The sequence below is a fragment of the Candidatus Marsarchaeota archaeon genome, assembly GCA_023473665.1.
GTDB lineage: Archaea > Micrarchaeota > Micrarchaeia > Micrarchaeales > Micrarchaeaceae > JAMCYM01.
Genome location: JAMCYM010000003.1, coordinates 102,150 through 127,120 on the forward strand (window position 1 = coordinate 102,150; position 24,971 = coordinate 127,120).

The following is a 24,971-nucleotide window of genomic DNA, read 5'->3' on the forward strand; positions in this document are numbered from 1 at the left end:
GGCTATGACCCTCGTCTAACCACCATACTTTTCAAGCGCCGCAATCGCAACGTCCACTACGTTGGCGTATGTGTCCAGCGTTCTGAGATCGTCAATGCTGAACCATCTGATGTCATCGCTCTCCTTTTCGTCCAGCTGCTGCCTTCCGCCAATAATCCTGGTTACATAAAGCATGTCAAAATGGGTGTGTGGCCCGTCCTTGTACGGAACGTTCTCAAGCATTATGACAAACGGCTGCGCTATATTGTGCGCCATGCCATCTCCTACCTTCATGCTCTTGTCTGAGACTATCTCCACATCGAAGCCAGTCTCCTCCTTCGTCTCCCTTATCACAGCCTCGCTGGGAAATTCGTCCTTCTTGACATGCCCTCCGGGATACAGCCATACGCCAAGCTTCCTGTGCCTCACGAACAGTATCTTACCATTCCTGATTACCAAGCCGCTTGCTATTATGCATTTCTTTACCATCAAATCACGAATATCATATGTTCCTTGCGACCCCGTTCCTCGGGCAGATGCTGTTCAGCACGCACCTGCTGCATTCTGGTGCAGGCGCCTTGCATACGGCCCGGCCATGAAACTTTATCACGTAAGATATCTTTTCCCAGTCCTTCTTATCAACAAGCAGCATCAAGTCCCTTTCTATCCGATCAGCGTCCTGACTACCTGTAAGGCCTAACCTGTACGACACTCTCATCACGTGCGTATCGACCGGTATACCCTCTGCAATTCCGAAGGCGTTTATCAGTATAGTGTTGGCGGATTTCCTGCCTATGCCTGGAAGTTCGATGAGCTTCTCCATCGAGTCCGGAACCTTCCCATCATACCTCTGTTCGAGAACTTGGCACGCATTTATTATGTTCTTGGCTTTGTTGCCTGCGAAGAGTATTCCGTGTATGTACTTGAGCAGGTCCTCCGGCTTTACCGATGCATAGTCCTTGGCAGTCCTGTAATGCTTGAATATCTCACTGGTGCACGCGTTTACCGTTTCATCCTTCGACCGCGCCGCAAGGATTATAGCGACCATCATCTCGAGCGGATTGGAGAAGTTGAGTATCTCCCTCGCATCAGGATACTCTTTCTTGAGAATCGCGATTGCCTTCTGGGCGGTGCCCCTGTCCAGAAGCTTCACCCCTGCCATAAAGAATTAATAGCATTAGAGCTATATACCGTTGCTGCGGGCCTTGTGGGCAGCAGCTTCGCAGCTTTTCAAAGTTGAACCGGCATGGCAAACAAGCACGAAAAGGAAATAGGCATCATAATCCGCAGGCTGAAAAGGCGGTACGGCGGCGAGATGCACACTACGCTTTCCCATTCAAGTCCGTGGGAGCTGCTCGTTGCCACAATCCTCTCAGCCCAGTCGCAGGACGCACAGGTGAACAAAGTCACCCCGAAGCTATTCAGAGCTTACAAGACGATTGCGGACTTTGCACGCGCTAAACCTTCCAGCCTGTACCCATACGTAAAAACGCTGGGCCTCTACAGGAGCAAGTCAAGGAACATAGTCGCGGCTGCAAAGCACATACAAAATCGCTTGGGCGGCCGAATGCCAAGGACAATTGAGGGCATGCTGGAACTGCCCGGCGTAGGTAGGAAGACCGCGAACGTGGTTCTGTCAAATGCATTTAATTCCAACGCGGGCATAGCGATCGACACCCACTGCATAACAGTCTCGAACAGGCTTTTCCTGTACCATACTAGAAATCCTGAAAAGATAGAAAAGCGCCTCATGACGATAGTCCCGAGGAAGGATTGGGGCAACCTGACGCACCTCTTCATAGCCCTGGGCAGGGACGTCTGCACCGCCAAGGAAAAGCGCTGCGAGAGATGCGTGCTAAATGGCTTATGCCCATCAAGCACGGTGAAAAGATGATAGCGTGCCTGTTCAGCGGCGGCAAGGACTCTACGCTGGCACTGCACAAAGCCGCGCAACAGGGCTCAAAGGCAGAGCTGCTGCTCACAATGGTGCCAGAGAGCCCCGAAAGCTACATGTTTCACAAGCCGAACATAATGCAGACCAGACTGCAGGCTGAATCGCTGGGAATCAGGCAGGTATTTGTCGAGACTGAGGGCGAGAAAGAGAAGGAGCTTGATGATCTGGAGAGTGCGCTCTATGCCAACAATATCAGTACGCTGATAACTGGTGCAATAGCAAGCAACTACCAACGCAAGCGCATACAGGACATGTGCGACAGGCTCGGCATAAAGCACGTGGCGCCGTTATGGGGCATCGATCCAGCGGAAGAGCTCAGGGAGCTTGCGCAGAATTACGAAGCCATAATAACGCACGTTGCCGCCGAAGGCCTGGATGCGAGCTTCCTTGGCGCGCGTATTGACACTGCAATGGCCGAAAGGCTTGCACAGCTGAACAGGCGTTACGGAATAAGCCTGATATTCGAAGGCGGAGAGGCTGAGTCGTTCGTGCTCGATGCTCCGATGTTCAGTAAGCGCATCGTAGTACGGAAGGCGCACAACGAGATTCAAGGCAGCGTTGGAACTTATGTGATAGACGATGCAATACTGGCCGAAAAGCAGCAGCGTGCGCAGGAATAAATAGTTGCCATGCGTTCTAATCCCGGCGATGTGGTGAAAAGCATACTTTCTAGGAGAAGCGCATTCGCGAAGAATTCGATACTCGAAGAGGAGCGCGTGGTGGAGAGCCTGGAAAAGGAGGGCAGGAAGGTTATAGCGCTCAACAGGGGCGACCCTCCAGCGTATTTTCCCACGCCAAAGTACATAATTGATGCGTACGTGAGGGCGCTGCGTGCCAATCATACCGGCTATTCCAGAGCAGAAGGAATATTCGAGCTCATCGACGCAATACTGAAGAGATATTCCAGGATGTACGGCGTGAGCGCCGACGAGCATGACATTATAGTAACGGCCGGCATAACCGAAGGCCTGCACTTCCTGAACGCATCGCTGATAAACGGCGGCGACCAGGCGATAATCTTCAGCCCGTATTACAACCAGTACATGTCCCAGCTCAGGATGGACGGCGGCGTGCCTATACTGGAGCGCTACGACGAGTCAAACTCGTGGAACATCGATACGGATGGCGTCAAGCGCTCGCTGCTGCGCCTGAAGGCGCAGAAGAAGCTGCACAAAGTAAAATACATGATAATAACGAATCCGAACAACCCCACTGGCACGGTGCTGAAGCGCTCTGTTCTGGAGGATATAGCTGACATAGCGAACGACTACGGCGTGCTCCTGGTAAGCGACGAGATATACGATGAAATAATATACAACGGGGCGAGCTTCACCACAATGAGCAAGATAGCGAAGGGCATGCCGCATGTAATATTCAACGGCGCGTCGAAGGACTACGATGCGACCGGATTCAGGATAGGCTATGCGCTCGTGCCGGAGCGTGACAAGGTATCCATGCAGCTCAAGGAGAAGCTGGCCGACATGGCGCGCGTCAGGCTCTCGGTCAACACGCCCGCGCAGTACGCGGTGGCAGAAGCAATGAACAACGTGAAGGAGCACGCAAGGTCTATCAGCAAAATGGTGAGCTCTATAGAGCGCAGCGTGAACTACGCAATGAAGCGCATAAATGCGAACCAATACCTGAGCGCAGTGAGGCCGAACGGCGCCTTCTACATACTGCCGAGAGTTGACTTCAAGGCCCTCAGGCTGAAGGGCGACCACGAGTTCGTAGACAAATTGCTTAAGAGCACCGGCGTGCAGCTGAGCAGGGGTTCGGGTTTCGGCGCGCCATCGCACATACGGATCGTCGCGCTCCCGCAGAAAAAGATATTAGAGTATGCGATGGACAAGATAGATGATTTCTGCGCGCGAAACGCCAGGAAGCAATGAAACGGGCCCGTAGTCTAACGGTTACGACGCCAGCCTTACACGCTAGAGGTCGGAGTTCGACTCTCCGCGGGCCCATTCGCAGTTTAACGTCGACAAAGTCGGCGTTCTAAAACATTGAGCCTAGCAAGGTCGCAGATTACAGTATGTCCCCTATCACGCTTGCAGCGCCGCCCTTGACGTGGTAGCTGTGCAGCTTGTGGGCCTTCCTAAGGTGCTTTGACATGAAGCTGGAAGTGTTGCCGTGGTAGCACAAGAACACGTGGTTCTCGAGCTTGCTTAGCTCCTTCTCGTCGCTGTAAAGGAGCTGCTCCGGGTCCATGCTGATTATCCTGTCCTTGCCGACGTTGAGCAGCTTGCTCATGCGCTCCTTTGGCTCTGCGCCCAGCCATACGAGCTTAGTATCCTTTTCGCTTATGAGCCTGAGCGCGTCCTTGAAGCCCAAACCATCATTACCTGCCATGATGCCCTCCCTTCAACAAATCGTATTGGAGCATATCAGATTATTAAGCGTTTGCCCTTTTGAAACAGACGGTGTGGCCTCCAATCTAATTTGAAAGTTACGACGTATTGCAGAGAGTACAGCACGAAGCCAAAGATGAGACTTAAATATGAAAATGAAAAAGCTTTTTATATATGCCTTTCTCATTGTAGCTAGACCAGAAAGTTGATGCTATGAACCGCGCAGGCAGAAAAGCGCAAAGCGCTATGGAATACCTGATGACCTACGGCTGGGCCATCCTAATAATAGCAGTAGTGCTGGCAGCACTGTTTTCACTGAACGTCTTCAGCACTTCGTTCCTCGGGACCGAATGCTCTTCTAGCACGGGATACATATGCTCGGGCCCAGTTCTGCATGCTGGCACGTTCAATGCGCTGGTGGGTCAGGGCACAGGCACAAGCTGGAGCTCTGCCAACATAATATTCGTTGAGTCAGGTGCAGGCACGCCAACTTCGACTTCCTTCACTGCCGGATGCGCATATGCCGCCAGCAACGGGATATCGAGCGGCAGCACAGTTACATTCTCAGTGTCTGACGGCATGACTGGCAGCGGCGCAACCACATGCACCGCGCTCCCGAGCACTGTCGGAAGTTCAGTTGCAGGCGCGCTGTGGGCAGATTACAGCACTGCATCTACAAGCGGCCTAATAGCAGAGATAGGCACTGTGTCACTGAAGGCAGTCTGATCGGCTCGCCTTCCTTTCTTCTTTTTCTTAGTCAGCCCTCAGCGCCAGCTCTCATCTTCTTTAGCTCCGCCTTCATCCTCAGCACCTCCATAAGCTCGTTGGCGCTGAGCATGGGCTTCCTGAGCCTGTCGGTGTCGTCTATGGCGAGCCTCGGGCATGCGGTGTTGACGAAGGCGTCGAACTCCAGCATGTTGTTCAGCGACTCGAAATCGAAGGTGTTGGCCGTGAGTATCGCTGCGCTGAGGCCCTTGCTCTCTATCATTTTCTTGAGAAGCCCGGCCAGCTGCGCGTTGTGCTGGCCGTTCTTCGTGGTAAGCATTATGCCGAAGTTCCTGGCTTCCAACGAAGCCAGCACCTTGCCCTTGCTTCTCTTCGCATAGGTATCTCGCATCCCGTCAATGAACTCTATCCTGTTCTCGAAAGGCTCGATGGCCAGAAAAGGCTTGGTCGTGGCGAGCAGCGCGCCGAGCGGATGGAATATGCCTCCCCCGAAATACACGTGCGCGTCTACAGCTTTGTCGATGCTTGCAGAGCTGCCCACGTCGCACCCTAGGATCTGGCCCGGTCTCTTCGCGAAACCGTACGGCTTGCCTATCACAACAACTTTGCCGTTGCGCTCGTAGAATTCCTTTATGGCATCGAGCTGGTGCACGTGCTGTATTGTAGTGACTATACCTATAGTTTCGAAGCCCTCGAGCATGCCCAGCGACTTGCCAAGGAGCGCCAGCGGGGCATCGATGCTATACTCGACATACTCCACGTTGAAGTCCACGTGCTGGAATTCGGCGTGCCCGAAGTGCACGAGCTTGTCGGCCTTTATGGCGTGCGCCTCGTCAAGCGCGAGGTCGCAGGCGCCGAAAGTGGGCGAGGCCGACACGAACACCTCGTTGCCCTCGCTCTCGAGGCGCTTGGCGTGCTTCAGCGCCTCTTGCTTGAGCCCTTCGGGAAACTGCAATAGTATGCGCATGCGCAGGACCTGTTTACCTTTATAATGAGGGCAGGCATATGCTCTATGCTACGCTGACCTTGTATAGCCCGGAAAGCTTGTTGGCTGCCTTCCGGAATGCCTCTTTCGCGTGGCCTATGTTCTGCCTCGTTGTCTTTATCATGAATAGCGGCTGCCCCTCCCTGAGCCTGGCCGCGACGCTCGTCGACTTGCCGAAGGCGTGGCTCATTCCCTGCGATATTCTGTCGGCGCCAGCTCCGGTTGCCATCTTGTGCTCCCTTATGATGCTGTGCGGATACACAAGCACCTTGAAGTAGTAGCCGCCCGGTATTGCTCCTTCCAGGTACTTGTTGGCCTGCTGCCTTGCTGCCTCTATCGCGTTGGAGCGCAGCTGCACTGCACCCCTGGTGTTGAGGGTTATAGCGGCATCATAGCTCTTGTTGTCGACGCCCATGTTGAATATGAGCAAGCTGGTGTGCGGAAGCGAGCGTATGTAGTTTTTCTTCGGCTTCTTCTGCGAATAGCGTGACCACGACTGCGATGAGATGTACCTGAACGTGCGCGCCGGCCTTAGCCTTCCCATTGTATCGCCATCATTAGTAATCCTGTAAGCCGGCCATGTGCCCGGCTACAAAGAGCTAACGCTATCATTATGCACAAGAACCTATAAAAACGTATTTTCGGCGCGGCGCCATACTAATTTATACTTGCGCCTAGAAATATTAAGGGCGGTAGGATGGAGCTTATCGAAGATGCACTTGGTTCCAACGACGAAGAGGGCATGTTCAGGGCCAAGATAGCGGTCTGCGGAGTCGGCGGCGGCGGCAGCAACACTGTGCAGCGGATTAGCAGGCTCGGCATAAAGGGCGCCTCGCTGATAGCCATAAACACAGACTCGAAGCACATCAACAGCCTTGACCCGTCGATAAGGCGCGTGCTCATAGGCGGCGCACTTACCAGAGGCCTAGGCGCTGGCGGTTTTGCCGAAATAGGCGAGAAGGCCGCGCAGTACTCGAAGAGCGACATAGATGCTGTGCTCAACGACTACAATCTGGTGTTCGTAACAGCAGGCATGGGCGGAGGCACAGGCACAGGAGCGGCGCCCGTTGCTGCTGAATCTGCAAAGCGCAACGGCTCCATAGTCATAGGCATCGTGACATTCCCGTTCAGGCTGGAGCGCGTCAGGCTCAACGTCGCTCTCAAGGGCATAGAGGAGCTCAGGAAGAACGTCGACACACTCATAGTGATAGACAACCAGCGCCTCGTGGAGCTGTACCCGAATCTTGCGCTTGAGCAGGCGTTCAAGGTAGCAGACGAGGTCACCGCGAGGGCGGTGCGCGGCATAACCGAGACCGTGAACGTGCCAAGCTTCATAAATCTCGATTTTGCCGACGTTAAGAACATAATGTCCGGCGGCGGGCTCGCCATGATAAGCGTGGGCGAGGGCAAAGGCTCCAACAAGGTAGAGGACGTCGTCGAGGACACGCTCAGGAACAAGCTCCTTGATGTCAACTACGAGGGTGCGACGAGCGCGCTAATACACATAACCGGCGGCCCTGAACTGACATTGGGGGACGCGAACGAGATAGGCAGGCGCCTCACAGAGCAGACGGCGCCAACGGCCAACGTGGTATGGGGCGCAAGGGTCGATCCTACATTCACTGACAAAGTCGAGGTAATCGCGATATTCACCGGCGTCAAGAGCCCGTCAATATTCTCGAGCAAGGAGCACGAGGAGCAGCCAGGGCAGCCATTCGGGCTTACCCACCTCTAATCCGCATTCCTGGAGTTTTCGGAAAGGCCGTGCATGCGCATTTATGCAATCATAACAATTCATGCTGTTCTGCGAGAGTGATCAAATGGGACTATTGAAGGATTCTGACAAGAAAACCGTATCTGAGCTGTTCAGCAAGAATCTGGAGGGCGAGGTGAACCTCATGCTGTTCTACGACTCGCCGTCCAAATGCGAGCTCTGCGAGCAGACGCGCGGCCTGGTCAAGGAAGTGGCTGCATTGAACGCCAAGATAAAGGTCACAGAGTACGATATCAACTCTGCGCAGAAGGAGGCCAAGTTTCTCGGAGTGGATAAGACGCCAGCGCTTGTTGTGGGAGGCAAGAAGCTCTACAACGTGGTGTACTACGGCATACCTGCAGGCTACGAGTTCTCGTCGCTGCTCGATGACATGATCGACGCCTCTAAGGGCGTAACGCGGCTCTCGCCGGCCACAAAGGAGCGCCTCAAGGAGGTCAAGACTCCTGTAGAGATAAAGGTGTTCGTGACGCCGACATGCCCATACTGCCCTAAGGCCGTGCGCACGGCTCACCAGTTCGCCATGGAAAACAGCATGATAAAAGGCCATATGATAGAAGCCACGGAATTCATGGAGCTGGCCCAGCATTACGGCGTCATGGGGGTGCCGAAGGTAGTGATAAACGACAGCGTCTCGTTCGAGGGCGCGTATCCAGAGGACGCCTTCCTTGAATACGTGCTGCAGGCCGCTAAGGCATAGTCACTCTATGACTGTGGGACCGTTGGCAGACTTGTCCCTGTCGAGCGAGAAGACACGTGCGCCGCCTATCTGCTTCAGGCTGTCGTCGTGCGTTATTATGAATATCTGCTCGACTATGCCGGGCAGGGTGCTTCCAAATACGTCTATAAGCTTGCTTATGCCCGCGCTGTCTATGTTGTGCGTGGGCTCGTCGAGTATGAGCCAGCGCAGGTTAGGCACTATGACCATCGCCATCGCGATGCGAAGCGCCAGGCAGGCCACGCTCCTCTCCCCGCCGCTCGCCACTGAATTGACAGGCACCCAAGCGCCAGAGCCATTGGCGCCGACATTTGTCTCAAGTGCGTAGTCGTCATCATATGCCTTGAGCGCCACGGCAGAGTAGTCGCCGTACGGGTAGAGCCTCGGCCACAGGTCAAGCATAAGTTCGTTTATCGACGATACGAGGCGCGCCCTTAGCGCGCCCTCGGTCGATATTATGGCCTCTTTGAACTTGTTGAGATTCGTGACGCGCTCCCTGCTGCGGGCTATGCGCCTCTCGAGCGCGCCTGCATTGTCCAGCTCCTTCCTGCGCTCCTTGAGCTGCGACTCCACGCTCTCCATGTAGCGTCTTTCGCTCTCCAGCTTCTCCCTCGCGGCGCTCAGCGATGCGGACTGCTCGGTGAAGGCGCTTTGCGCAGCCTCTAGCTGCTTGTCGTCGGCCTTTATCTCCGCCAGTTCCGCCGCCTGCCTGCCGAGCTCTGCCTCTGCTCTTGATAGCTCCTCGGCAAAGCCCCTCCTGCGCACAAGCTCCTCCTCCTTGCTCGTCAGCTCCCTGATTGTGTTCTTGGCTTTGTTGCTCTCCTCGCTCCTTGCCTTGAGCTCGGCGCTTGCACTATCTAGCTTCTCCTTTTCCCTTTTCGCGACCGCCGTGTGCTCCTCGAGGGCCTTCTCCGCGCCCTCATAGTCCTTCAGTCTGCCGAGCGCCAGCTGCAGCGCAGCCGTTTGCCTCTCGAGCTCTGCGACGAGCTTCCTCTTCTGCTCCGCGACCTTCGATTTTTCGGCCATCTCGTCCCCGAGGCTCTTCTCCAGGCCCTTTTTGTCCGCTAGGAGCTTCGCCCTGAGCCCGTCGTCCAGCTCGCGCTCGCATACGGGGCATTTGCTTAGGTGCTTGCTGAGCTCCTTTATCCACTCCGCGAGCTCCTTTCTCCGGCTTCCCGCGCTCGCGGATTCCTCTATGAGCCTCTGCAGCTCGCTTTTCTCGGCCTCAAGGAGCCCGGAAAGCTCCTTCATGTCCTTGCCGTGCACCTCCTTCAGCAGCGCTTCCTTCTCATGCTGCCTCTTTTCCTCCTGCCTCGCTGCAGTCTCGGCAGCAGTCAGCGCCTTGAGCGCCGCCTGCTCCTTCCCCTTTGCCTCTTCCACTTCGCGCTCAAGCCTCTTGTCCTGTTCATCTGCTGCCTTGCACTCCTTGCGCAATTGCTCTTCGTCGAGCTTCTTGGCATCTATCTCGGCGATGCTGGCCTTAAGCGTATCTGCCTTGCCCTTCAGCCCTTCCATCGACCTGCCGAGCTCGACGCGCCTCGCGTTGAGCCGCTTCAGCTTTTCAAGACGCTCTTTAGTTTCAGAAAATTTTACGGATAATGCCGCGATTTCGTTTTTGAGCTTCTCCTCTTCGCCCTTCGCCTTTGCCAGGTCTTTATCGAGCGCCTCTGCCTTGCCCTTCAGCTCCGCCAGGCTCATCTGGGCCAGCACCTGCTCGTCCTCCTTGACGAGGCTCTTGATGCTGTTTATCAGCGATGTCGCGTTGTCTTCTACTGCAGCGAAGTGGTCAAGGCCGAGCATCTCGTCTATCTCGCGTTTCCTGCTCTTCTTGTCCAGTTCGAGGAAGTAATCGAGCCTGTTCTGCTCAGCATATACCGCCCTGGAGAAGGTATCGTAGTTTATCTTGAGCGCCGACTCTATCTCCTCCGTGACGCGCTCAGGCTGCGTCTGCAGGTACCTGCCGTTCTTCTCCAGCTTCGCTATGCTGGACTTGCCCCTCTGCACGCTTCTGGTGACGGTATAGATGTCACTGCCGAGGTCGAACGTCAGCCTTACCTCTGCGCCGTCCGCCATGCTGGGCCTGCTCGTCGGTATGTCGGCTATCTTCACGCGCTTGTGCTCAAGGGCCGGGAACGTGCCGAAGAGCGCGAACGATATGGCGTCCATCACGGAGCTCTTGCCCGCGCCCATAAGGCCCACGAGCACGTTCACGCCCTTCTGGAACTCCATGACGCTGTGCCTATGCGTCTTCCAATCCTTGAGCTCTATGGAATTTATCACAGGATCAGCCGACCTACGCTGATATACGGAATTTATCTATAAAAAGGTGGCGTATCTGCTACAGGGCTAGCTATTTGCTTGCCAGCTTTTTTTACCTTCAGATATAATGAAATGTCCTGGCTTGCCGATTTGAGCACCGAATTGATAAGTGTGTTCTGCTGCTTGGACCACTTTCCGTTTGGCGTCCTTCTCACGTAGTCTGCCAATAGCTTTACGAATCTGAGCCTCTCATCCATCCCACGTTTAGACGTCAGATGAGCGTCTCCTGCTCTACCTCTACCTCGTTCACGCCCTCGATTTTCTTCAGCTTCTCTTCTATGCTCGATGAGCTGACCTTCGAGTCGTCGAACGCGAAGAAGGCCTTTATGACCTTAATGCCAAAAGCCACGTCTTCTGTCTGCAGGCCGTTCGGATTGAGCTTCTTTATGCCCTCGAGCGCCTTCTCGAGCTCGCCCTCCTTCGGATACACCTTGTATATAACACCTACGTCGCTCATCAGGGTCCCTCGAATCCGCACTCGTTGCACTTGTAGATGTTGGAAGTCTCCCTGCAGTGCTTGCATCTCACTATGGTGTCTTTGCCGCACCTCGGGCACTTGAACTCAGTGTACTCGTGCGTGAGCCTCCCGCACGACCTGCATTCCTTGCCGGGCAATATTGATGCCATACAATCGATCTCTTTTATAGTTTGCAATTAAGGGCAGAAGTCAGCGCCTTGCGCCTGCATGCCTGCGCCCTGCCGGCCTTCCGCGCTTCCTCGGCCTGCCCACACGCTTGGGCTTGTACGCGAATGCCGCATACAGTATTGTTGATACAGCTATAGTTAGCGCCATCAAAAGGTATATAATTACTATGCCGCTCAGCTGGATCTGCGGCGATGGCGGCGTCACGACGGGCTCCACGGTTGTGGTCTGCTGCTGCGACAACGCGCCGTATATGTTGCTCGTATCGTTGCTCAGCTGGCTCGCAAGAAGCGCGGTCTGGTATGCATCAACGGCATACGCGCCAGCAGCGCTCGCGTTGCTCGCTGTCTCAGCATTGTAATAGTAGGCCATGGCCTCGTTGGCGAACTGCGAGGCCCACACGCCGTACGTTGCGTTTGACGCCAAGGCCTTCGCTGTTGAGAGCATGGCTGACGTGCTCATGTTGCCGATTGGGCTGCCGAACGCATAGGCATAGTCGGCGCTGAATATCGCGACGGGATAATTGCCCTGCGCGTAGGCCTTGTTCGCAGCAGCCAGGTAAAGGCTTATGCCGTATGGCTCTGCCCTTGTCATCCTCGCATTGGCAATGCTCGAGAGCGAGCTCGGCACTGCCGCGGCACTGCCGCCGAGCTTGCCTGCGATGCCGTACATGTAGTTCGCAGCGGCGCACCATCCGCTGGCCTCGCCTGCCGAATATAGATCTTCAAGCACTCCGTCAGTGTCTATTGCAGTCGCGTTGTACGTGCCGATAGTAGAATTAAGCGTGTACTCGGCCCATGCCTGCCTGAGCTCCCCTCCTATTACATACTCGTAGTTTGCAGAGGTGAGTTGCGGTGCTGCCAGTGAGCCGCATTGCGCGTTAAGCGAGTTAAGGGTCTGCAGCCCGCTCTGCTTGGTCGCATCATGATGCAAAAACATGTAAGCGTTGATATAGTCCAAGAACGCCACGTCCGCGCTCGTGTAAGTATAGCCCTTGGAAGCCAGGCCCGTGCTCTGGCTCAGGTCGCTGCGCATCTGCGAAGCTATGCCGGAGAAGCCAGGCTCAGCGGCAAGGCTTGATATGGCGAAATCGGTGAAGTTTATTGTATAAGCATCGAGCGAATCGAAGGCGCTCTCGTTGCATGCGTTGCTGCACATGATGCTTGCCTGTGGCAACGAAGCTACATGATAGTTGGTAGTTGTGAAGTTGTACGAAGTTTCGTTGGCGATGCCGCTGATTTGCGAGAACGCATACGCATAGGCCTGGCTCACGTTCGCAACCTGCACCAGCGGCACTCCGAAAGTTGTCTGTATAAGCAGGTACAGCTCGTCCTCGAATGACGTGCTCGGCACAGCCGGCACGAGCACGAGGTCCAGCCCCGATGCTGCGGCAGCGGCCACCTTGTCATAGACGCCGCCTACAGCACCTATGCCACCATCGTTGCTTATCGTGCCCGTCATGGTGAAGTCTGTGCGCAGCGGCCTTCCGCTAAGCGCAGACACCGCAAGCATCGTCATCGCGCCTCCTGCGCTAGGGCCCGACACATTCGCCTGCTGATCCATTATGTAATACGAGAAGTTGTAGGCGCTGAAATTCATGCCCAAGAATGCAGCCCCTACCTCTGCTGCGGTCCTGGCCGATGCAAGCGTGTTGTTCGCTACCTCTGCCGGCCCGCTTACTGCGACAGTGCCGTTGCCGTGCGTTACGGTAAGGCCGATGAGCGTTATCGTGCCTGTATTGTTCAGGAGCACCACTGCAGGTGCATGTATCTGCGCCGTGCCTGCAATCTGGGCGCCTGCCAAGCCTGCCAGTACGAACAGCGCCATCGCCGCCAGTAGAATAGACTTCATTTGAACACGCAGAGACATATTGCATTGCAAAATTTAATAAACCATTCTGGACATTTCGCGAATTCGCCGCGCTACTGCGCGCCCTGCCTCATCACGGTCTCGTACTTCGTGCCCCTGTTCCACAGGAAATCGAAGCGGCTCTTCGCGTGCGCGTGGTCTATGCTGACTATGTGCTCGCTCTTCTTGTTTATTATGTTGAGCGGCGGTATCTTGTAGGCGCTCCTCGAGTCCATTATCAAGCGTTCGTGCTGCTGCGCTGCGTCATCCTGGTTCATGATGCGCAGCTCGAACTCTATCTTCAGGTTGTGCATCTCCTCGACGAAATCCATGTAGCTCTTCTCGAAGTCCCTGCCGAGCCTGTCTGCCCTGGTGAGCAGGCGCACCTTGCTCACGTTTCCCACGCTCTTGTCAGCGAGCCTCGTCAGGTTGTCCATCGCCTTTGGGTCGAAGTGCATGTCCAGTATGCTCACCTCGCCCTCCATCCTACCTATGAGCCTGTTCGCTATGACGAGCATGTTCGAATAGGGCCTCTCGGGGTTTATCTCTATTGGACGCGTGGCCCTGTGCTGCTGCTTGCCCGCGCTCTCGAGCATCGCAAGCACCCCGCCCACAAGGGAAAGCGCCCCGGCTATGTAGGGCGCGGAGACCTGCAGCGCGCCGAAGCTGAAGTCGGTGTCGAGTATTACCGAAAGGAGAATGAATGCGAAGGCGGAGAACGCAACGACGCTGCCTGCCAGCCTCACGTAGGCCTTGGAGAAGAGCCAGAGCACCCCTATGGCGAACATTAGCAGGGCGAACGGCAGCATTATGTAGGTTATGTGCATGCCTATTGGCAGCGACGAAGCCCTGACAAGCGTCTGCAGGATCGTGTTGCTGGGAGTTATATTGTACGTATTGAGTATCACTGCGGCTCCAGTATCAACGCCTGCAGCATATGAGAGCACCTCCATGTAGTAGAACGTCGCGAGCACGGCTAGGAAGCCCCCTGCCAGAGATATGTAAGATATGCCCTTCCAGCCTGCCATAGTGATATTTGCGAATGCTAATCTTTAAACCTTGGTCGCTGGCGATGAGAGAAGCAAGCTCTCGGAGTTCATAAAGGACATAGACGTAAAGATATACCACAGGCCCGAAGTGCACAAAATAGACCGTGCTGAAACTCCTAGCATTACAGGCACATTAACCTCATTTGAAGTCCTTTGACCTGTAGCTGCTTATTCGCCTGCATTGTCAAAGTTGAATTCGCATTCGCCAATCCTATCCTTGATAGCGTTCTCCCTGCTCAGCTTCATCTCCTGCAGAAGCTTCGCCGCTGCAGCCCTGTTCTCATCAATAAGAAGAACTACCGTCTCTATCCCGAAGTTGCCCTGCTTAAGCTTTCCGTAATTTATATCTTTGTAAAGCGTCTCGTCTATACGATTCGGATGCCAAGTAAAATCCCTCACCAGCATGTTGAAGAAGTAATCGATCGCTTTATCATCCCTTATTAAGTCGTCCGTCTCCGCATCAAGCTTGGCCGCAAGCTCTTCGATCTTGCTCTTTCTGCCCAGCACGTCGACGCACTCCTTCCTGAGGAGATGGGTAAGGGCTCTCTCATCCTTGTAGAGCTGAAATACATTGACCTGTTTGCCTGCCTGCTTTGTTCCACCAGTTTCCCCTATAGCAACAGTCTGCGCCATAGCACCATCATTCACCTATCGCCGAATCAGATATTTATTGCTTTTGAGGCGCATTTGCTAAAGCCATATACTGGGTTCTAGCACCAGGCTGCAACCATATTTATCATTTCGTGCAGCAATACTACCATGGACTACTTGTTCAGGTTCGAGCGCACGCGGCCGTTCCAGAAGGATATGATGGATGACATAACGGCTGCGCTCTCCTCAAAGCGCGACATACTGGTCAATGCCCCTACTGGCGTGGGCAAGACCGATGCAGCGCTCAGCGCTGCGCTCACCTATGCATTGAACAATGACCTCGACGTGTTCTTCCTTACGCCTAAGATATCGCAGCACAGGATTGCGGTGGATGTGCTATCAGGCATACGCTCCAAGTTCGGCCTCGACTTCAGCTTCGTGGACATGGTGGGCAAGCGAACCATGTGCGTGAACGACAAGATCAACGCCATAGAGAACGAGGCGTTCTATGCAGCGTGCGAGAATCTGGTAAAGAAGGAACGTTGCCCGTTCTTCTCAAGGGCAAAGCTCACGACCAACGCGAACGAGCTGAAGGACGTGGTTGACGCAAGCCACAACACACTCTTCGGGTTCTCGTTCGACCACGGCCTCTGCGCCTATGAGATTGCAGCAAAGCTCGCGCGCGACGCACGCGTTGTGGTTGCCGGCTACCCTCACATACTGAACCCGTACACAAGGAGCACCTTCCTGAAGAAGATAGCGCACAGCGTGGAGCGCAGCGTAATCATATGGGACGAGGCGCACAACATCCTTGAAGCCGCGAACTCTTACTTCAGCAACGCGATATCAAACTACACGATAGAGAGGGCGTCTGCCGAGCTCAAGTCTATCGGCAGCCCGATAGACCTCAGCTACCTCTCGTTCGCGCTGAAGGGCATGTCCGAGAGGCACCTCAGAACAAAGGCCGAGGCGTTCATCGGCATTGACGACATGCCGGAAGAGATAACCGCAGGCTCGGAGCAGCTCACGGCCTCGCTGGAGCGCGCAGGGCTCGAGTTCATAGAGCAGAGCAGGGCCAAGCGCTCGTCGCTGATGCACCTGGCGAAGTTCCTTGAGGAATGGAAGGCTGAATCGGACTCCATAGCTCGCATAATGATCCGCAGGAACGACAGGCTGCGCCTGACGCTCAGCTGCCTCTACCCCGATCGCTCGGTGCCGGTGTTCGGCGAAGCGTACTCGAACATATTCATGAGCGCCACGCTGGTGCCGCTGGATATGCATGCGAATCTCCTCGGCGTGGGTGATGCGATGCTGAAGAGCTACGGCTCCCCGTTCCCGCAGGCGAACAGGCGCGTCTTCATAGACGCAAGCGTGACTACGAAGTACGAGCACAGGTCGCAGCTGGAATACAAAAAGATAGCCTTGAACATAATGTCGATAAAGGCAAGGGTGCCTGGCAACCTGGCCGTTTTCTTCCCCAGCTTCGACGTGCTGGACAGCGTGCACAGGCACATGGCAGACGTATCGATATTCAGGCAGCGCCGCGACATGAAGAACGTCGCCGTTGAGCAGCTGATCACCAATTTCAGGGAAAGCCAAGACAGCATGCTCTTCGCGGTCATGGGAGGCAGCCTAAGCGAGGGCATAGACTATCCGAACAACTCAATAAAGGGCATAGTGATAGTGGGCATACCCCTAACGAAGCCCGATCTGGAGCTGAGCGCCAAGATAAGTTACATCAACAAGAAGTTCACAGGCAGGGGCAGCGAATACATGTACACCATACCTGCCGTGATAAGGGCCGTGCAGGCAGCGGGCAGGGCGATACGCAGCGAGACCGACCGCGCCGTGATAGTGCTGATGGACATGCGCTACGGCTGGCGCATGTATTCCAGCCTAGTAAGGAATTCGATACCTATAGAAGACACCAGGAACTACATCTCGCGTATCGACGAGTTCTGGAAAAAGGCCATAGAAAGCAGCCGCACAACGCCTTTGCAGGATGATTGACTACTAATTTGTATACAAATGTTTATACATGTTTACAAAATACCCTATTATGCGCATGGATAGCGTCGTCATCAGTGTCAGAATAAAGCAGAAAGTAAAGGGTATGCCGCTCATTGGCTCGTCAGCGATTGTCAAATACTTTTCTAAAGAACCAGGCTGGCAAGCAGTCGAGTGGTATATAAGCATTTCATCAACGGTGCCTCTTGCTCTGCCAGAGCTTGGGAATGCGCTGCTCAAAAAACTGAGTAAGAAGGAGATAGATGAAGACACTGCGAGCAAGATACTGGAAGGATATTCGTCTAGTGCGATTCTGCTGGACCAAAACAAATACCTTCTGACGGCGTTCGTCATAGCGTCCAGCACCGGGCGACATTCTGCGACAGCCTGTTCCTCGCTGCTGCCTTGACTGACGGCAATCAGATGCTAAATACTGTACCGACCCTACAGCGCCCCATATATCAGCGCGTACAGCGCTATCCCTATGCCTATGCCGAAAAGCAGGGGAGGTATGGCAGGCAGGGCGCGCCTGTACCTGCGCAGTATGTACATGGTCAGCGCAAGCCCCAGCACCGCGCCGAATATCACGAACATGCTCAGCGTGAAGCTCAGGAACACCTTGTAGGCTGCTATTGCAACCATGAGCGGCACGGCAAGGTCGCCTGTTCCAAGGCCGACGCTAGCCACCATGGGCACCATGCCCTTCAGCCCCTTCTGGTGTATCTTAGTGATGTGCCCGCCGGCCTTCTTGAATTCGACAAGCTCCCTGTTGTACTGGCTTAGCTCGGCAGCGCTCAGGCTGCTCTTCGGCACGGCCTCGACCTCGTGCACATCCACCATGAAGGCGAGGTTCTGCTTCTGCACAGCGTCAGCCAGCGTTATCATGTGCTTCGTGATGAACACGGCAACGAAGTCATATACGGCGAGAAGCGCCATGAGCACCAACGCCACCACGAAGCCGAAGCCAGCGCCAAGCGCCACGCCAACGCCTATGCTTGCTAATATGGCGGTGGCGTTCCTGAGCCAAGGCCTCATGTTCTTCGCTATGACCAATGCTATGCCGAGCGCGCCTCCTGCTATGAATGCGACGGGCACTGTGCTGCTGAGTATTGTTACTGCGGCGCCCGTGAGCTCAGACAGCAGCACCGAGAACACTATTGCCGAGGCCACGAATATTACAAAGCCCTCGAAGAGCCTATACACTCCTATGTAGAACTTCATGAGCAGTATCATGAGCACCGTGATCGCTATTATGTACGCTATGAAGAAGAGCGCTGTGCTGGGCCCTGACACCACCTGCACGCTCGCCACCTGCTGGTACGTTGCGCCGTTGAAGAGCAGCGCCGCGAGGAACAGCCCTGCAAACTGTACGATCATGAACATTACGAGTATCTGAAGAAGCTGCCTGCCCTCTATTACCCTGACACCCAAAACCAGCGCCCCGTTACTCCGCCTCGTGCTTGACTATCTTCACTATGCCCTGCCTCGGGCTGAACACGTCGCCGCTCCTCTCCAGCTCGGTTATGTACTTAGTGGCAGTCGCGGAGTCTATGCCGACCTTGCTTGCTTCCTCTATGACGCGCTGCATCTTCGCCACCTGCTCGCTCTCCTCGAGGCTCTTTATTATCCCGAGCATTATGTTTATCTTGTCGACCTTCTCTCTTGGCATGCCCGTCAGTATCGTGTCGATGTCTATGCGCCCGCCCCTGTCGACCGCAAGCGTCTTCAGCATGAACTCGCTCAGCGTTATGGCCCTGTCCGCGTCGGACACCTCAACCGTGTCGGCCAGCCTCGCCTTCGCGCTGGCCTCGCTCATCCTTACCAATCCCTCTATCTGCCTCGGCGTGATTGGCGTCGCGCCCTGCCGCACGCCCGCCTTCCTCAAGTCTATGTAGTAATCGGCTATGCGCTTTGACGCCTCCTCGCTGAGCCTCGGATTGATGTTCCTCCTCGCATAGGCGATGTACTTCCTGAGCAGCTCGCCGTCGAGCGGCGGCAGCTCCACATGCACGGAGCTCTGCACTTCCGCGATGGCTGCGCCCGCAGCCTCGTGCTGCACGAGTATGTGCCTCGCTATGTTCCTGTCGAGCTCTTCGTCCATTATGTCCTTTATCGGGAAAATGAGGTCGAACCTTGATAGCAATGTGGGCGGTATGTCGAACTGGTCTGCAGGGTAGCTGTGGGGGTCGAACCTGCCGAACTTCGGGTTCGCTGCGGCGAGAACCGCTGCCTTGGCGTTGAACGTTGCTATGATGCCCGCCTTGGCCACGCTTATCGTCTGCGACTCTAGCGCCTCGTGGAGTGCGGCCCTGTCGTCATCGCTCACCTTGTCGAACTCATCGATACAATTGTGCATGTACACGAGCGAACCCTCGTAGTTGTGCCATCTGGCTACGCTCAGGTCATAGACATATCCATCGTAAGGCACCCTCTCCACCTTCATCACCCTTTCCGTGCCCCTTACGACAGCGTACCGTTTGGGCTTTATCTCGATGTTTGTCTCCCTATTCGCCTTTGCGCTGTAGGGCCTGATTGTCTCGATAAGCAGCGTTATGTCTCCGCCCGTGACCTGTATGATCGGGATTTTCCCTCTTAAGTCATGTATGCGCGCATATATACCAAGCCTTCTCAACGCGTATAGAATGACGCGAAGTTCGTGCATTGACTTTGTGGGATACATGCGCATGGCAATTATCTTACCACCTACATGGTTGAAATCCCCGTCCGTGTCAAAGACCCCTGCGATGAATGCCGAAAGTGCCCTGTCGTTCAGCATCAGTATGTTGTCTATTGACGGATGCTTTAGGAAGAAGTTAACGCGCTCCACGAACATCTCGTTGCTGGTCCACATCTGGTACATCCTGGAAACCAGCATGTAGACCTTGCCGTCGTGGCCCTTTAGCTCGCGCATCCTGTCCTTCTTGTCGTAAAGCGAAAATACTGCAGATCTCGCCATCACGTTGTTGATGACGTCCATGTTCTTTTTGGACTGCGAAATTATCACGCTGTCGTTCCTTATGTGACCGTCGCCGTAAACGCATCCGAGCACATAGGCATCATCCTCGCTAGTGTCAAGGGTGGCCACCGGCCCGGTCACTCTGGTCGGGGCCCTAAGCACGTAGCCCTCCGCAAGGTCCTCTGCCCTTACCCACAGATTCTTTACGTGGGTCAGCCTTTTGAACCTGTGGTCTGGCGTCACGTCAATGCTCAAACCAGATGCGAACGTCAGTCTGACAAGTTCGCCAGAATATCTCCTTCGCAATATTGCGAATGCCTGCTGTTGTAACATATCTGTCTTCCTATTCACATCGTATACGGTGACTGGCACAGCCACCTTTTTGGCCTCCATGCCATGCTTCGTTGCATAGATAGGGCCGGCCTGTTCGTCCCAAAGCCTTTCAGCTGTTATAAGACGCTGACCTTCATACAGCTCAGTGTCTGCAGCCATGCATACTACTCCGCCGCTTCCAAGCACAAGCGCCCCCGCTTTCAAAACCCAGCCTCCTTCTGAAAAGTCATCGCGCTCGGCTATTGCAGTCAAGCCTCCGCCAGTCACTGACTTGCCGCTGACGTATATGCCCTTAGGAACGAGCCTTGAAACTGCCTGCAATATCCTTGTCTTAGCGCTTCCAGGGTCGCCTATGAGCAGTATGTGCATGTCGCTCCTGACTGGGCCGCCGTCTATCAGTGTCTTGCCCGTCGTGCCCCCGAAGAGCTGCAGAGCGACCGCCTGCTTTATCTCGTCATAGCCGTATATCGACGGTGCTATCGATTTGGCTATCTTGTCGAATATCTGCGGATCCTTGCCGAGCTCGCGTATCTGGCGCTCCTCTTCGTTGCCTATGTCCAGCTCTGCAAACTCCTTCTGCTTCGGCATTATCGAGTTGGTCTCGAGGAACATGGAGTACATGTTAGGGTCGACCTTGCCCCTCGTGTTCTTTCTGGGCCGTATGCGCAGTATGCCCGTCAGCTCTATCCTGTCGCCGGGTATGACTGTATTGACAAGGTCATCTTCAAGCCACACCTCAAGCTGCCACGTCGGTGTGTTGCCCCTCAGCTTCTCCAACGGGTCCTGCACGGCTATCTTCTGCAGGTTCACGAACTGCGATTCTTCCTCTACCAGCTTCATCGAGCGCCTCTTGCACTGCGGGCATATCTCGGGTGGGTCCTCCTTGTCGATTATCACAGGCACGCGGTTGCCGCAGAATGTGCACTCGTATGTGCCTATCCTGACGCGCGGGCTTATGTCCGAGCGCTTGACTATCAGGCTGTCGAGCATTATGAGCTTGCCTATGAAGGCAGAGCCGACATCCTGCACCATCGGCATGTTGACGTTCTGGTTGAAGAAGCGCACATGCGGCTCGAAGATGCCGAAATCCACGTCGCTCATCTTGCCCTTCAATGATGCGTTTGCAGCATCGAGTATGAGCTCTGGCTTGTCTATTAGCTCGCCAGCCAGCTCAGGATCGAACTTCTCTAGGTCCCTTACGTTGACCTGCAGGCTGCGCTTTCCCGGGAAGCCTATGATAAGGTCGTTGATGCCCTCGCGGTAATACCTCTCGAAGAAATCGTCGAACCTCTGCTTTATCATCTCCACAGCGGCTTCAGCCATGCAAACCCCCAACCAACTTCCAAAGGCACGCTGCAGCGTTTCTGCAGCAATGTCAATATTGCCAACGAAGAGGTATAAAGCCTTCGCACATAATCATTTAAAAGGCGCCAAAGCAAGCCCTATAGCGGAAGTCACCACGCCGCGCAGCATCGGTGCTCAAACATGTCCGAAAAAATACCAACCAAAGACAGAATAATAGTCACGTCCGCCCTGCCATACTCCGAGGCAGTGCCGCACCTCGGCAACTTCGTAGGCTCTATACTGCCTGCGGACGTCTTCGCCAAGTACCTTGAGATGAAGGGCGAGGACTACATATTCATATGCGGCTCGGACCAGCACGGCACGCCGATAGAGATCATGGCGCTTAAGAAGGGCGTAGAGCCCATGCAGCTATCCAATGAGGTGCACGAGGAGATAAAGAAGGTGCTTTCAGACTTCGAGTGCAACTTCACGTACTACGGAAAGACCGACTCGGAGCAGAACAAGGCAGCAGTATACGAACTGATTGGCGCGCTCAGCAAGAACGGCTGCCTGACCGAGACGGAACGCACCCAGCCTTACTGCCTGGTGGACAAGCGCATACTCACCGACAGGTTCATAGAAGGCACGTGCCCCTACTGCGGCGCCAGCGATGCGAGGGGCGACCAGTGCGACAACTGCGGGCACCTGCTCGATCCGAGCGACCTGATAAAGCCGCACTGCGTGATATGCGGCTCTGAAAAAATAGAGTTCAGGAAGACGAAGAACCTTGCACTTGACTTCCCGAAGCTGCAGCCTGACATACTTGCATTCGTAAGGTCGCATTCGAAGAACAACTGGAGCAAGAATGCTGTGAACAAGACGCTGAGCTACATCGAGCAGGGGCTCAAGCCGAGGGACATAACGCGCGACATGAGCTTCGGCTTCCCGGTGCCGATAAAGGGCTTCGAGGGCAAGAAGATATACGTCTGGTTCGACGCGGTAATAGGGTACATAGGCATAACGCGCGAGTGGTCGGACTCGAAATGGAAGGCCTACTGGAAAAGCCCTGGGACGAAGCTCATACAGTTCATGGGCAAGGACAACATAGAGTTCCACACGATGATGTGGCCCGGCATACTGATAGGCGCGAACGACGGCTATGTGCTACCGCACACGATAATGGCGTACGAGTACCTGAACGCCAAGGGCCTGAAGTTCTCGAAGAGCCGCGGCATAGGCCTGAACATGCAGAACTCGCTCGGCATAATGCCTGCTGACTATTGGCGCTTCGCGCTCATGCACATGCTTCCAGAGAACGCAGACTCTGAATTCACGATCGCGGGCTTCGTAGAGATAGTGAACAAGATAATGAACGACAAGATCGGCAACCTGGTGAACAGGACGCTCACCCTGCAAGCGAACAATACTGCGCTGGGATGTTCGCCAAGAAGGGCAGAGCAGGTCGGCGCGCAGATAAAGGAGTACATGGAAAACTTCGAGAGCGTGAGGATGCGCGAGGCCCTTCATAACGTGATACGCATAGCAGAGCTTGGCAACGAGACGATGAGTGCCGAAGAGCCATGGGCGCTCGCGAAGAAGGCGCAGGGAAGCGCAGAGGCGGCGCAGAAGTTCAAGTCAGTGATGGGCACGCTGATAGACATAGTGCACGTGCTCGGGGTGTTGCTCTATCCATTCACTCCTGCAGCTAGCGCTTCCATACTGGGCTATTTCGGCCAGCGCGCAGTCCCAACCCTGAAGGCGCTCGACGGGCCAAAGCAGGTTACAGGCTCTGCAGGAGTGCGGCCGATCTTCAGGAAGGTAAGTGCAGAAGAAGTCAAGAAGATGGAGAAGTTCTCCGGCGCGTAACGGTCAGTGCACCTTGGCCCCTACCGCCAGTTCCCTGTCGGGCTTGAGCAGGGATATGCTGCCGTTGTCTTCTGCGGCGAGCAGCATGCCCTGCGACACGAAGCCCGCGATTTCCTTCGGGTCGAGGTTCGTCACCACTACTACGAGCCTGCCGATGAGCTCCTCCTTGGTGTAAACATCCTTTATCCCTGCAGCTATGTCTCTGGTGCCGAGCTCGCCAAGGTCGACCCTCATCTTGTATATGGGCTTCCTTGCCTTTTCGTGGTCCTGCACGTCAACTATCCTGCCTACCCTGATGTCAAGGTTGGAGAATTCCTGTATCGAAACCAAAATACCACCTGCACATAATTCAAGCCAGCGCCTGCTAAATACCCATTGGAAAAAGCAGCGCTGCCTGCCAAAATATTGAACGATATGTTTAAATATGAAGCCGGCCTATGCGCACTTGCTTGTTTGCGTGATTCAATGGATGCGGTAAAGCCTGCCAATGCATCGGTGCCTGCCATCAGGCTTCGCAGCTACGAGAAAAGCCATTCCTGCGGCATAATACTTGTGGCAAAAAACGATGGTGTTTGGTACGTTGCTGAGATGCTCCAGAACGACAAAACCTTCGGCAGGCCTGACGGATACGTGCCTGCGGTTGACATAGGTGCAAAGGGAGAGATGCTCCCCGGCGAAACAGAGCGCCAGACCGCAATGCGCGAACTGTTCGAAGAAACTGGCCTGCAGGGATTCGAGCCGGTCGGTGACTTCAAGGCCACAGAGGGCCCATATTTGATGAGCCGCTGGGATAACGGGCGCCCGACGGATAAAGTTGAGAAAACCATCACGTACTATCTCAGCATAGTGCCATATTACGTCCTGGAGGAAATACGTCTTTCTAGGGAGCACATAGCATATTCGGTCAACCCTCTGTCGATGGTAATTGGGAAGCTCAATGTAACGTCCCCAAAAAGGGCCGAGATCTTGGCTGAGGTGCGCGAATACCTGCTGACACGCGACATCAAAGAAAGCAAAGAGCGGCGCAGTCTCGACGACGTACTTGCGAACTACAGGCTCATCTTCGGGCCTGAACCCTGAGCCTGACTGTTGACGCACAACAAGTGCTAAATACTTTTTTATGGAAAACTCTTTGGGACAAAGCTGCATTCTCTTTTCTGTATTTCAAGACGGCAGCGAGTTCAAGTTGGTTTAATGAGCTTATCTAGCAGACAGGTGCATGCGTCGTCGCACACCAAGAGCAGGGGCAATGGCAAGTACAAGACGAAGTTCAGGGACAGGAGGCGGAGCGAGAGCGGCAACTACTTCTCCGCAACGAAACTGGCCGAGGGCAACGAGTCGATCGCCGTGAGGCACCGCGGAGGCTCGGTCAGCGTCAGGCTGAAGAAGGCCGGAGAGGCGAACCTGCTGACAAAGGACGGCTACAAGAAGGTCAAGATAAAGGGCGTCCTCGAATCGAAGGACAACCGCAACTTCGCCAGGCAGAACATACTGACCAAGGGCACGATAATCAACACCGAGCTCGGCAAGGCGGTAGTGATAAACAGGCCCGGCAGGGACGGCGCTGTCACGGCAAGGCTAATAGAGTGATGAA

General features: G+C 54.8%; 27 protein-coding genes and 1 tRNA gene. 13 read left to right on the top strand and 15 right to left on the bottom strand.

Annotation, left to right across the window (positions count from 1 at the left end; translation table 11 throughout):
* Positions 1-15 precede the first annotated feature (15 nt).
* Positions 16-468, bottom strand: a complete 453-nt coding sequence (locus M1158_03325) for an NUDIX domain-containing protein (GenBank protein MCL5100119.1) — start codon at positions 466-468, stop codon at positions 16-18.
* A gap of 13 nt (positions 469-481) precedes the next feature.
* A complete protein-coding gene (locus M1158_03330; protein MCL5100120.1) occupies positions 482-1,141 on the bottom strand; it encodes an endonuclease III in 660 nt (219 codons plus the stop codon).
* An 84-nt stretch (positions 1,142-1,225) separates the two neighbouring features.
* On the opposite strand from M1158_03330, the gene M1158_03335 reads away from it, so the two are divergent.
* The 4 genes from M1158_03335 (at position 1,226) to M1158_03350 (ending at position 3,897) form a co-directional block, all read left to right on the top strand.
* Positions 1,226-1,873 carry an endonuclease III gene (locus M1158_03335; GenBank protein MCL5100121.1) on the top strand — a complete coding sequence of 216 codons (648 nt, stop codon included), beginning with the start codon at positions 1,226-1,228 and terminating at the stop codon, positions 1,871-1,873.
* Positions 1,870-2,553 carry a diphthine--ammonia ligase gene (locus M1158_03340; protein ID MCL5100122.1) on the top strand — a complete coding sequence of 228 codons (684 nt, stop codon included), beginning with the start codon at positions 1,870-1,872 and terminating at the stop codon, positions 2,551-2,553. The genes M1158_03335 and M1158_03340 overlap by 4 nt, the downstream gene beginning before the upstream one ends.
* Positions 2,554-2,586: 33 nt before the next feature.
* Complete coding sequence (locus M1158_03345) at positions 2,587-3,822, top strand: aminotransferase class I/II-fold pyridoxal phosphate-dependent enzyme (protein MCL5100123.1); 1,236 nt, start codon at positions 2,587-2,589, stop codon at positions 3,820-3,822.
* 3 nt (positions 3,823-3,825) lie between these two features.
* Positions 3,826-3,897: transfer RNA gene (locus M1158_03350), tRNA-Val, on the top strand.
* Between the two features lie 61 nt (positions 3,898-3,958).
* Here the strand turns inward: M1158_03350 and M1158_03355 are convergent.
* Entirely contained in the window at positions 3,959-4,282 is a 324-nt protein-coding gene (locus M1158_03355; GenBank protein MCL5100124.1) for a rhodanese-like domain-containing protein, read from the bottom strand.
* 212 nt (positions 4,283-4,494) lie between these two features.
* Between M1158_03355 and M1158_03360 the strand changes: the two genes are divergently transcribed.
* Positions 4,495-5,007, top strand: a complete 513-nt coding sequence (locus M1158_03360; protein ID MCL5100125.1) for a hypothetical protein — start codon at positions 4,495-4,497, stop codon at positions 5,005-5,007.
* A gap of 31 nt (positions 5,008-5,038) precedes the next feature.
* Here M1158_03360 and dph2 read toward each other — a convergent pair whose 3' ends face one another.
* Both dph2 and M1158_03370 read right to left on the bottom strand, forming a co-directional pair.
* Positions 5,039-5,974, bottom strand: a complete 936-nt coding sequence (gene dph2, locus M1158_03365) for a diphthamide biosynthesis enzyme Dph2 (GenBank protein ID MCL5100126.1) — start codon at positions 5,972-5,974, stop codon at positions 5,039-5,041.
* A 43-nt stretch (positions 5,975-6,017) separates the two neighbouring features.
* Positions 6,018-6,536 (bottom strand): 50S ribosomal protein L16, encoded by a 519-nt coding sequence (locus M1158_03370; protein ID MCL5100127.1) that lies wholly within the window; start codon positions 6,534-6,536, stop codon positions 6,018-6,020.
* Positions 6,537-6,689: 153 nt separating this feature from the next.
* Between M1158_03370 and ftsZ the strand changes: the two genes are divergently transcribed.
* Positions 6,690-7,727, top strand: a complete 1,038-nt coding sequence (gene ftsZ, locus M1158_03375) for a cell division protein FtsZ (GenBank protein MCL5100128.1) — start codon at positions 6,690-6,692, stop codon at positions 7,725-7,727.
* 85 nt (positions 7,728-7,812) lie between these two features.
* Complete coding sequence (locus M1158_03380; protein MCL5100129.1) at positions 7,813-8,463, top strand: thioredoxin family protein; 651 nt, start codon at positions 7,813-7,815, stop codon at positions 8,461-8,463.
* On the opposite strand, the gene M1158_03385 is transcribed toward M1158_03380, so the two are convergent.
* From M1158_03385 to M1158_03410, 6 genes are all read right to left on the bottom strand, one after another.
* Positions 8,464-10,761, bottom strand: coding sequence for a hypothetical protein (locus M1158_03385; protein ID MCL5100130.1), 2,298 nt, complete (start codon positions 10,759-10,761; stop codon positions 8,464-8,466).
* A 32-nt stretch (positions 10,762-10,793) separates the two neighbouring features.
* Positions 10,794-10,997: a hypothetical protein gene (locus M1158_03390; protein ID MCL5100131.1), complete on the bottom strand. Its 204-nt coding sequence runs from the start codon at positions 10,995-10,997 to the stop codon at positions 10,794-10,796.
* A 14-nt stretch (positions 10,998-11,011) separates the two neighbouring features.
* Positions 11,012-11,257 (bottom strand): elongation factor 1-beta family protein, encoded by a 246-nt coding sequence (locus M1158_03395; GenBank protein ID MCL5100132.1) that lies wholly within the window; start codon positions 11,255-11,257, stop codon positions 11,012-11,014.
* Positions 11,257-11,427, bottom strand: a complete 171-nt coding sequence (locus tag M1158_03400; protein MCL5100133.1) for a zinc finger domain-containing protein — start codon at positions 11,425-11,427, stop codon at positions 11,257-11,259. Before M1158_03400 ends, M1158_03395 begins: the two co-directional genes overlap by 1 nt.
* 40 nt (positions 11,428-11,467) lie before the next feature.
* Positions 11,468-13,294, bottom strand: a complete 1,827-nt coding sequence (locus M1158_03405) for a hypothetical protein (protein MCL5100134.1) — start codon at positions 13,292-13,294, stop codon at positions 11,468-11,470.
* Between the two features lie 71 nt (positions 13,295-13,365).
* A complete protein-coding gene (locus tag M1158_03410; protein ID MCL5100135.1) occupies positions 13,366-14,319 on the bottom strand; it encodes a hypothetical protein in 954 nt (317 codons plus the stop codon).
* A 31-nt stretch (positions 14,320-14,350) separates the two neighbouring features.
* Here M1158_03410 and M1158_03415 point away from each other — a divergent pair, with 31 nt between their 5' ends.
* Positions 14,351-14,497, top strand: coding sequence for a hypothetical protein (locus M1158_03415; protein MCL5100136.1), 147 nt, complete (start codon positions 14,351-14,353; stop codon positions 14,495-14,497).
* An 11-nt stretch (positions 14,498-14,508) separates the two neighbouring features.
* Here M1158_03415 and M1158_03420 read toward each other — a convergent pair whose 3' ends face one another.
* A complete protein-coding gene (locus M1158_03420; protein ID MCL5100137.1) occupies positions 14,509-14,973 on the bottom strand; it encodes a hypothetical protein in 465 nt (154 codons plus the stop codon).
* A 126-nt stretch (positions 14,974-15,099) separates the two neighbouring features.
* On the opposite strand from M1158_03420, the gene M1158_03425 reads away from it, so the two are divergent.
* Positions 15,100-16,941, top strand: a complete 1,842-nt coding sequence (locus tag M1158_03425) for an ATP-dependent DNA helicase (protein MCL5100138.1) — start codon at positions 15,100-15,102, stop codon at positions 16,939-16,941.
* A gap of 55 nt (positions 16,942-16,996) precedes the next feature.
* Positions 16,997-17,347, top strand: a complete 351-nt coding sequence (locus M1158_03430; protein ID MCL5100139.1) for a hypothetical protein — start codon at positions 16,997-16,999, stop codon at positions 17,345-17,347.
* A gap of 35 nt (positions 17,348-17,382) precedes the next feature.
* Here the strand turns inward: M1158_03430 and M1158_03435 are convergent, their stop codons facing one another.
* Together M1158_03435 and M1158_03440 are read right to left on the bottom strand one after the other, a co-directional pair.
* Entirely contained in the window at positions 17,383-18,369 is a 987-nt protein-coding gene (locus tag M1158_03435) for a presenilin family intramembrane aspartyl protease (GenBank protein MCL5100140.1), read from the bottom strand.
* A gap of 13 nt (positions 18,370-18,382) precedes the next feature.
* Positions 18,383-21,550, bottom strand: coding sequence for a hypothetical protein (locus M1158_03440; protein MCL5100141.1), 3,168 nt, complete (start codon positions 21,548-21,550; stop codon positions 18,383-18,385).
* A 162-nt stretch (positions 21,551-21,712) separates the two neighbouring features.
* Between M1158_03440 and metG the strand changes: the two genes are divergently transcribed.
* Positions 21,713-23,377, top strand: a complete 1,665-nt coding sequence (gene metG / locus M1158_03445) for a methionine--tRNA ligase (protein ID MCL5100142.1) — start codon at positions 21,713-21,715, stop codon at positions 23,375-23,377.
* A gap of 3 nt (positions 23,378-23,380) precedes the next feature.
* Here metG and M1158_03450 read toward each other — a convergent pair whose 3' ends face one another.
* The gene (locus M1158_03450; GenBank protein ID MCL5100143.1) at positions 23,381-23,707 is read right to left on the bottom strand and encodes a tRNA-binding protein; all 327 of its coding nucleotides are present in this window, start codon (positions 23,705-23,707) and stop codon (positions 23,381-23,383) included.
* Between the two features lie 135 nt (positions 23,708-23,842).
* Here M1158_03450 and M1158_03455 point away from each other — a divergent pair, with 135 nt between their 5' ends.
* Positions 23,843-24,457: an NUDIX domain-containing protein gene (locus tag M1158_03455; GenBank protein MCL5100144.1), complete on the top strand. Its 615-nt coding sequence runs from the start codon at positions 23,843-23,845 to the stop codon at positions 24,455-24,457.
* 114 nt (positions 24,458-24,571) lie between these two features.
* Entirely contained in the window at positions 24,572-24,967 is a 396-nt protein-coding gene (locus M1158_03460; GenBank protein ID MCL5100145.1) for a 30S ribosomal protein S8e, read from the top strand.
* Positions 24,968-24,971: the final 4 nt, after the last annotated feature.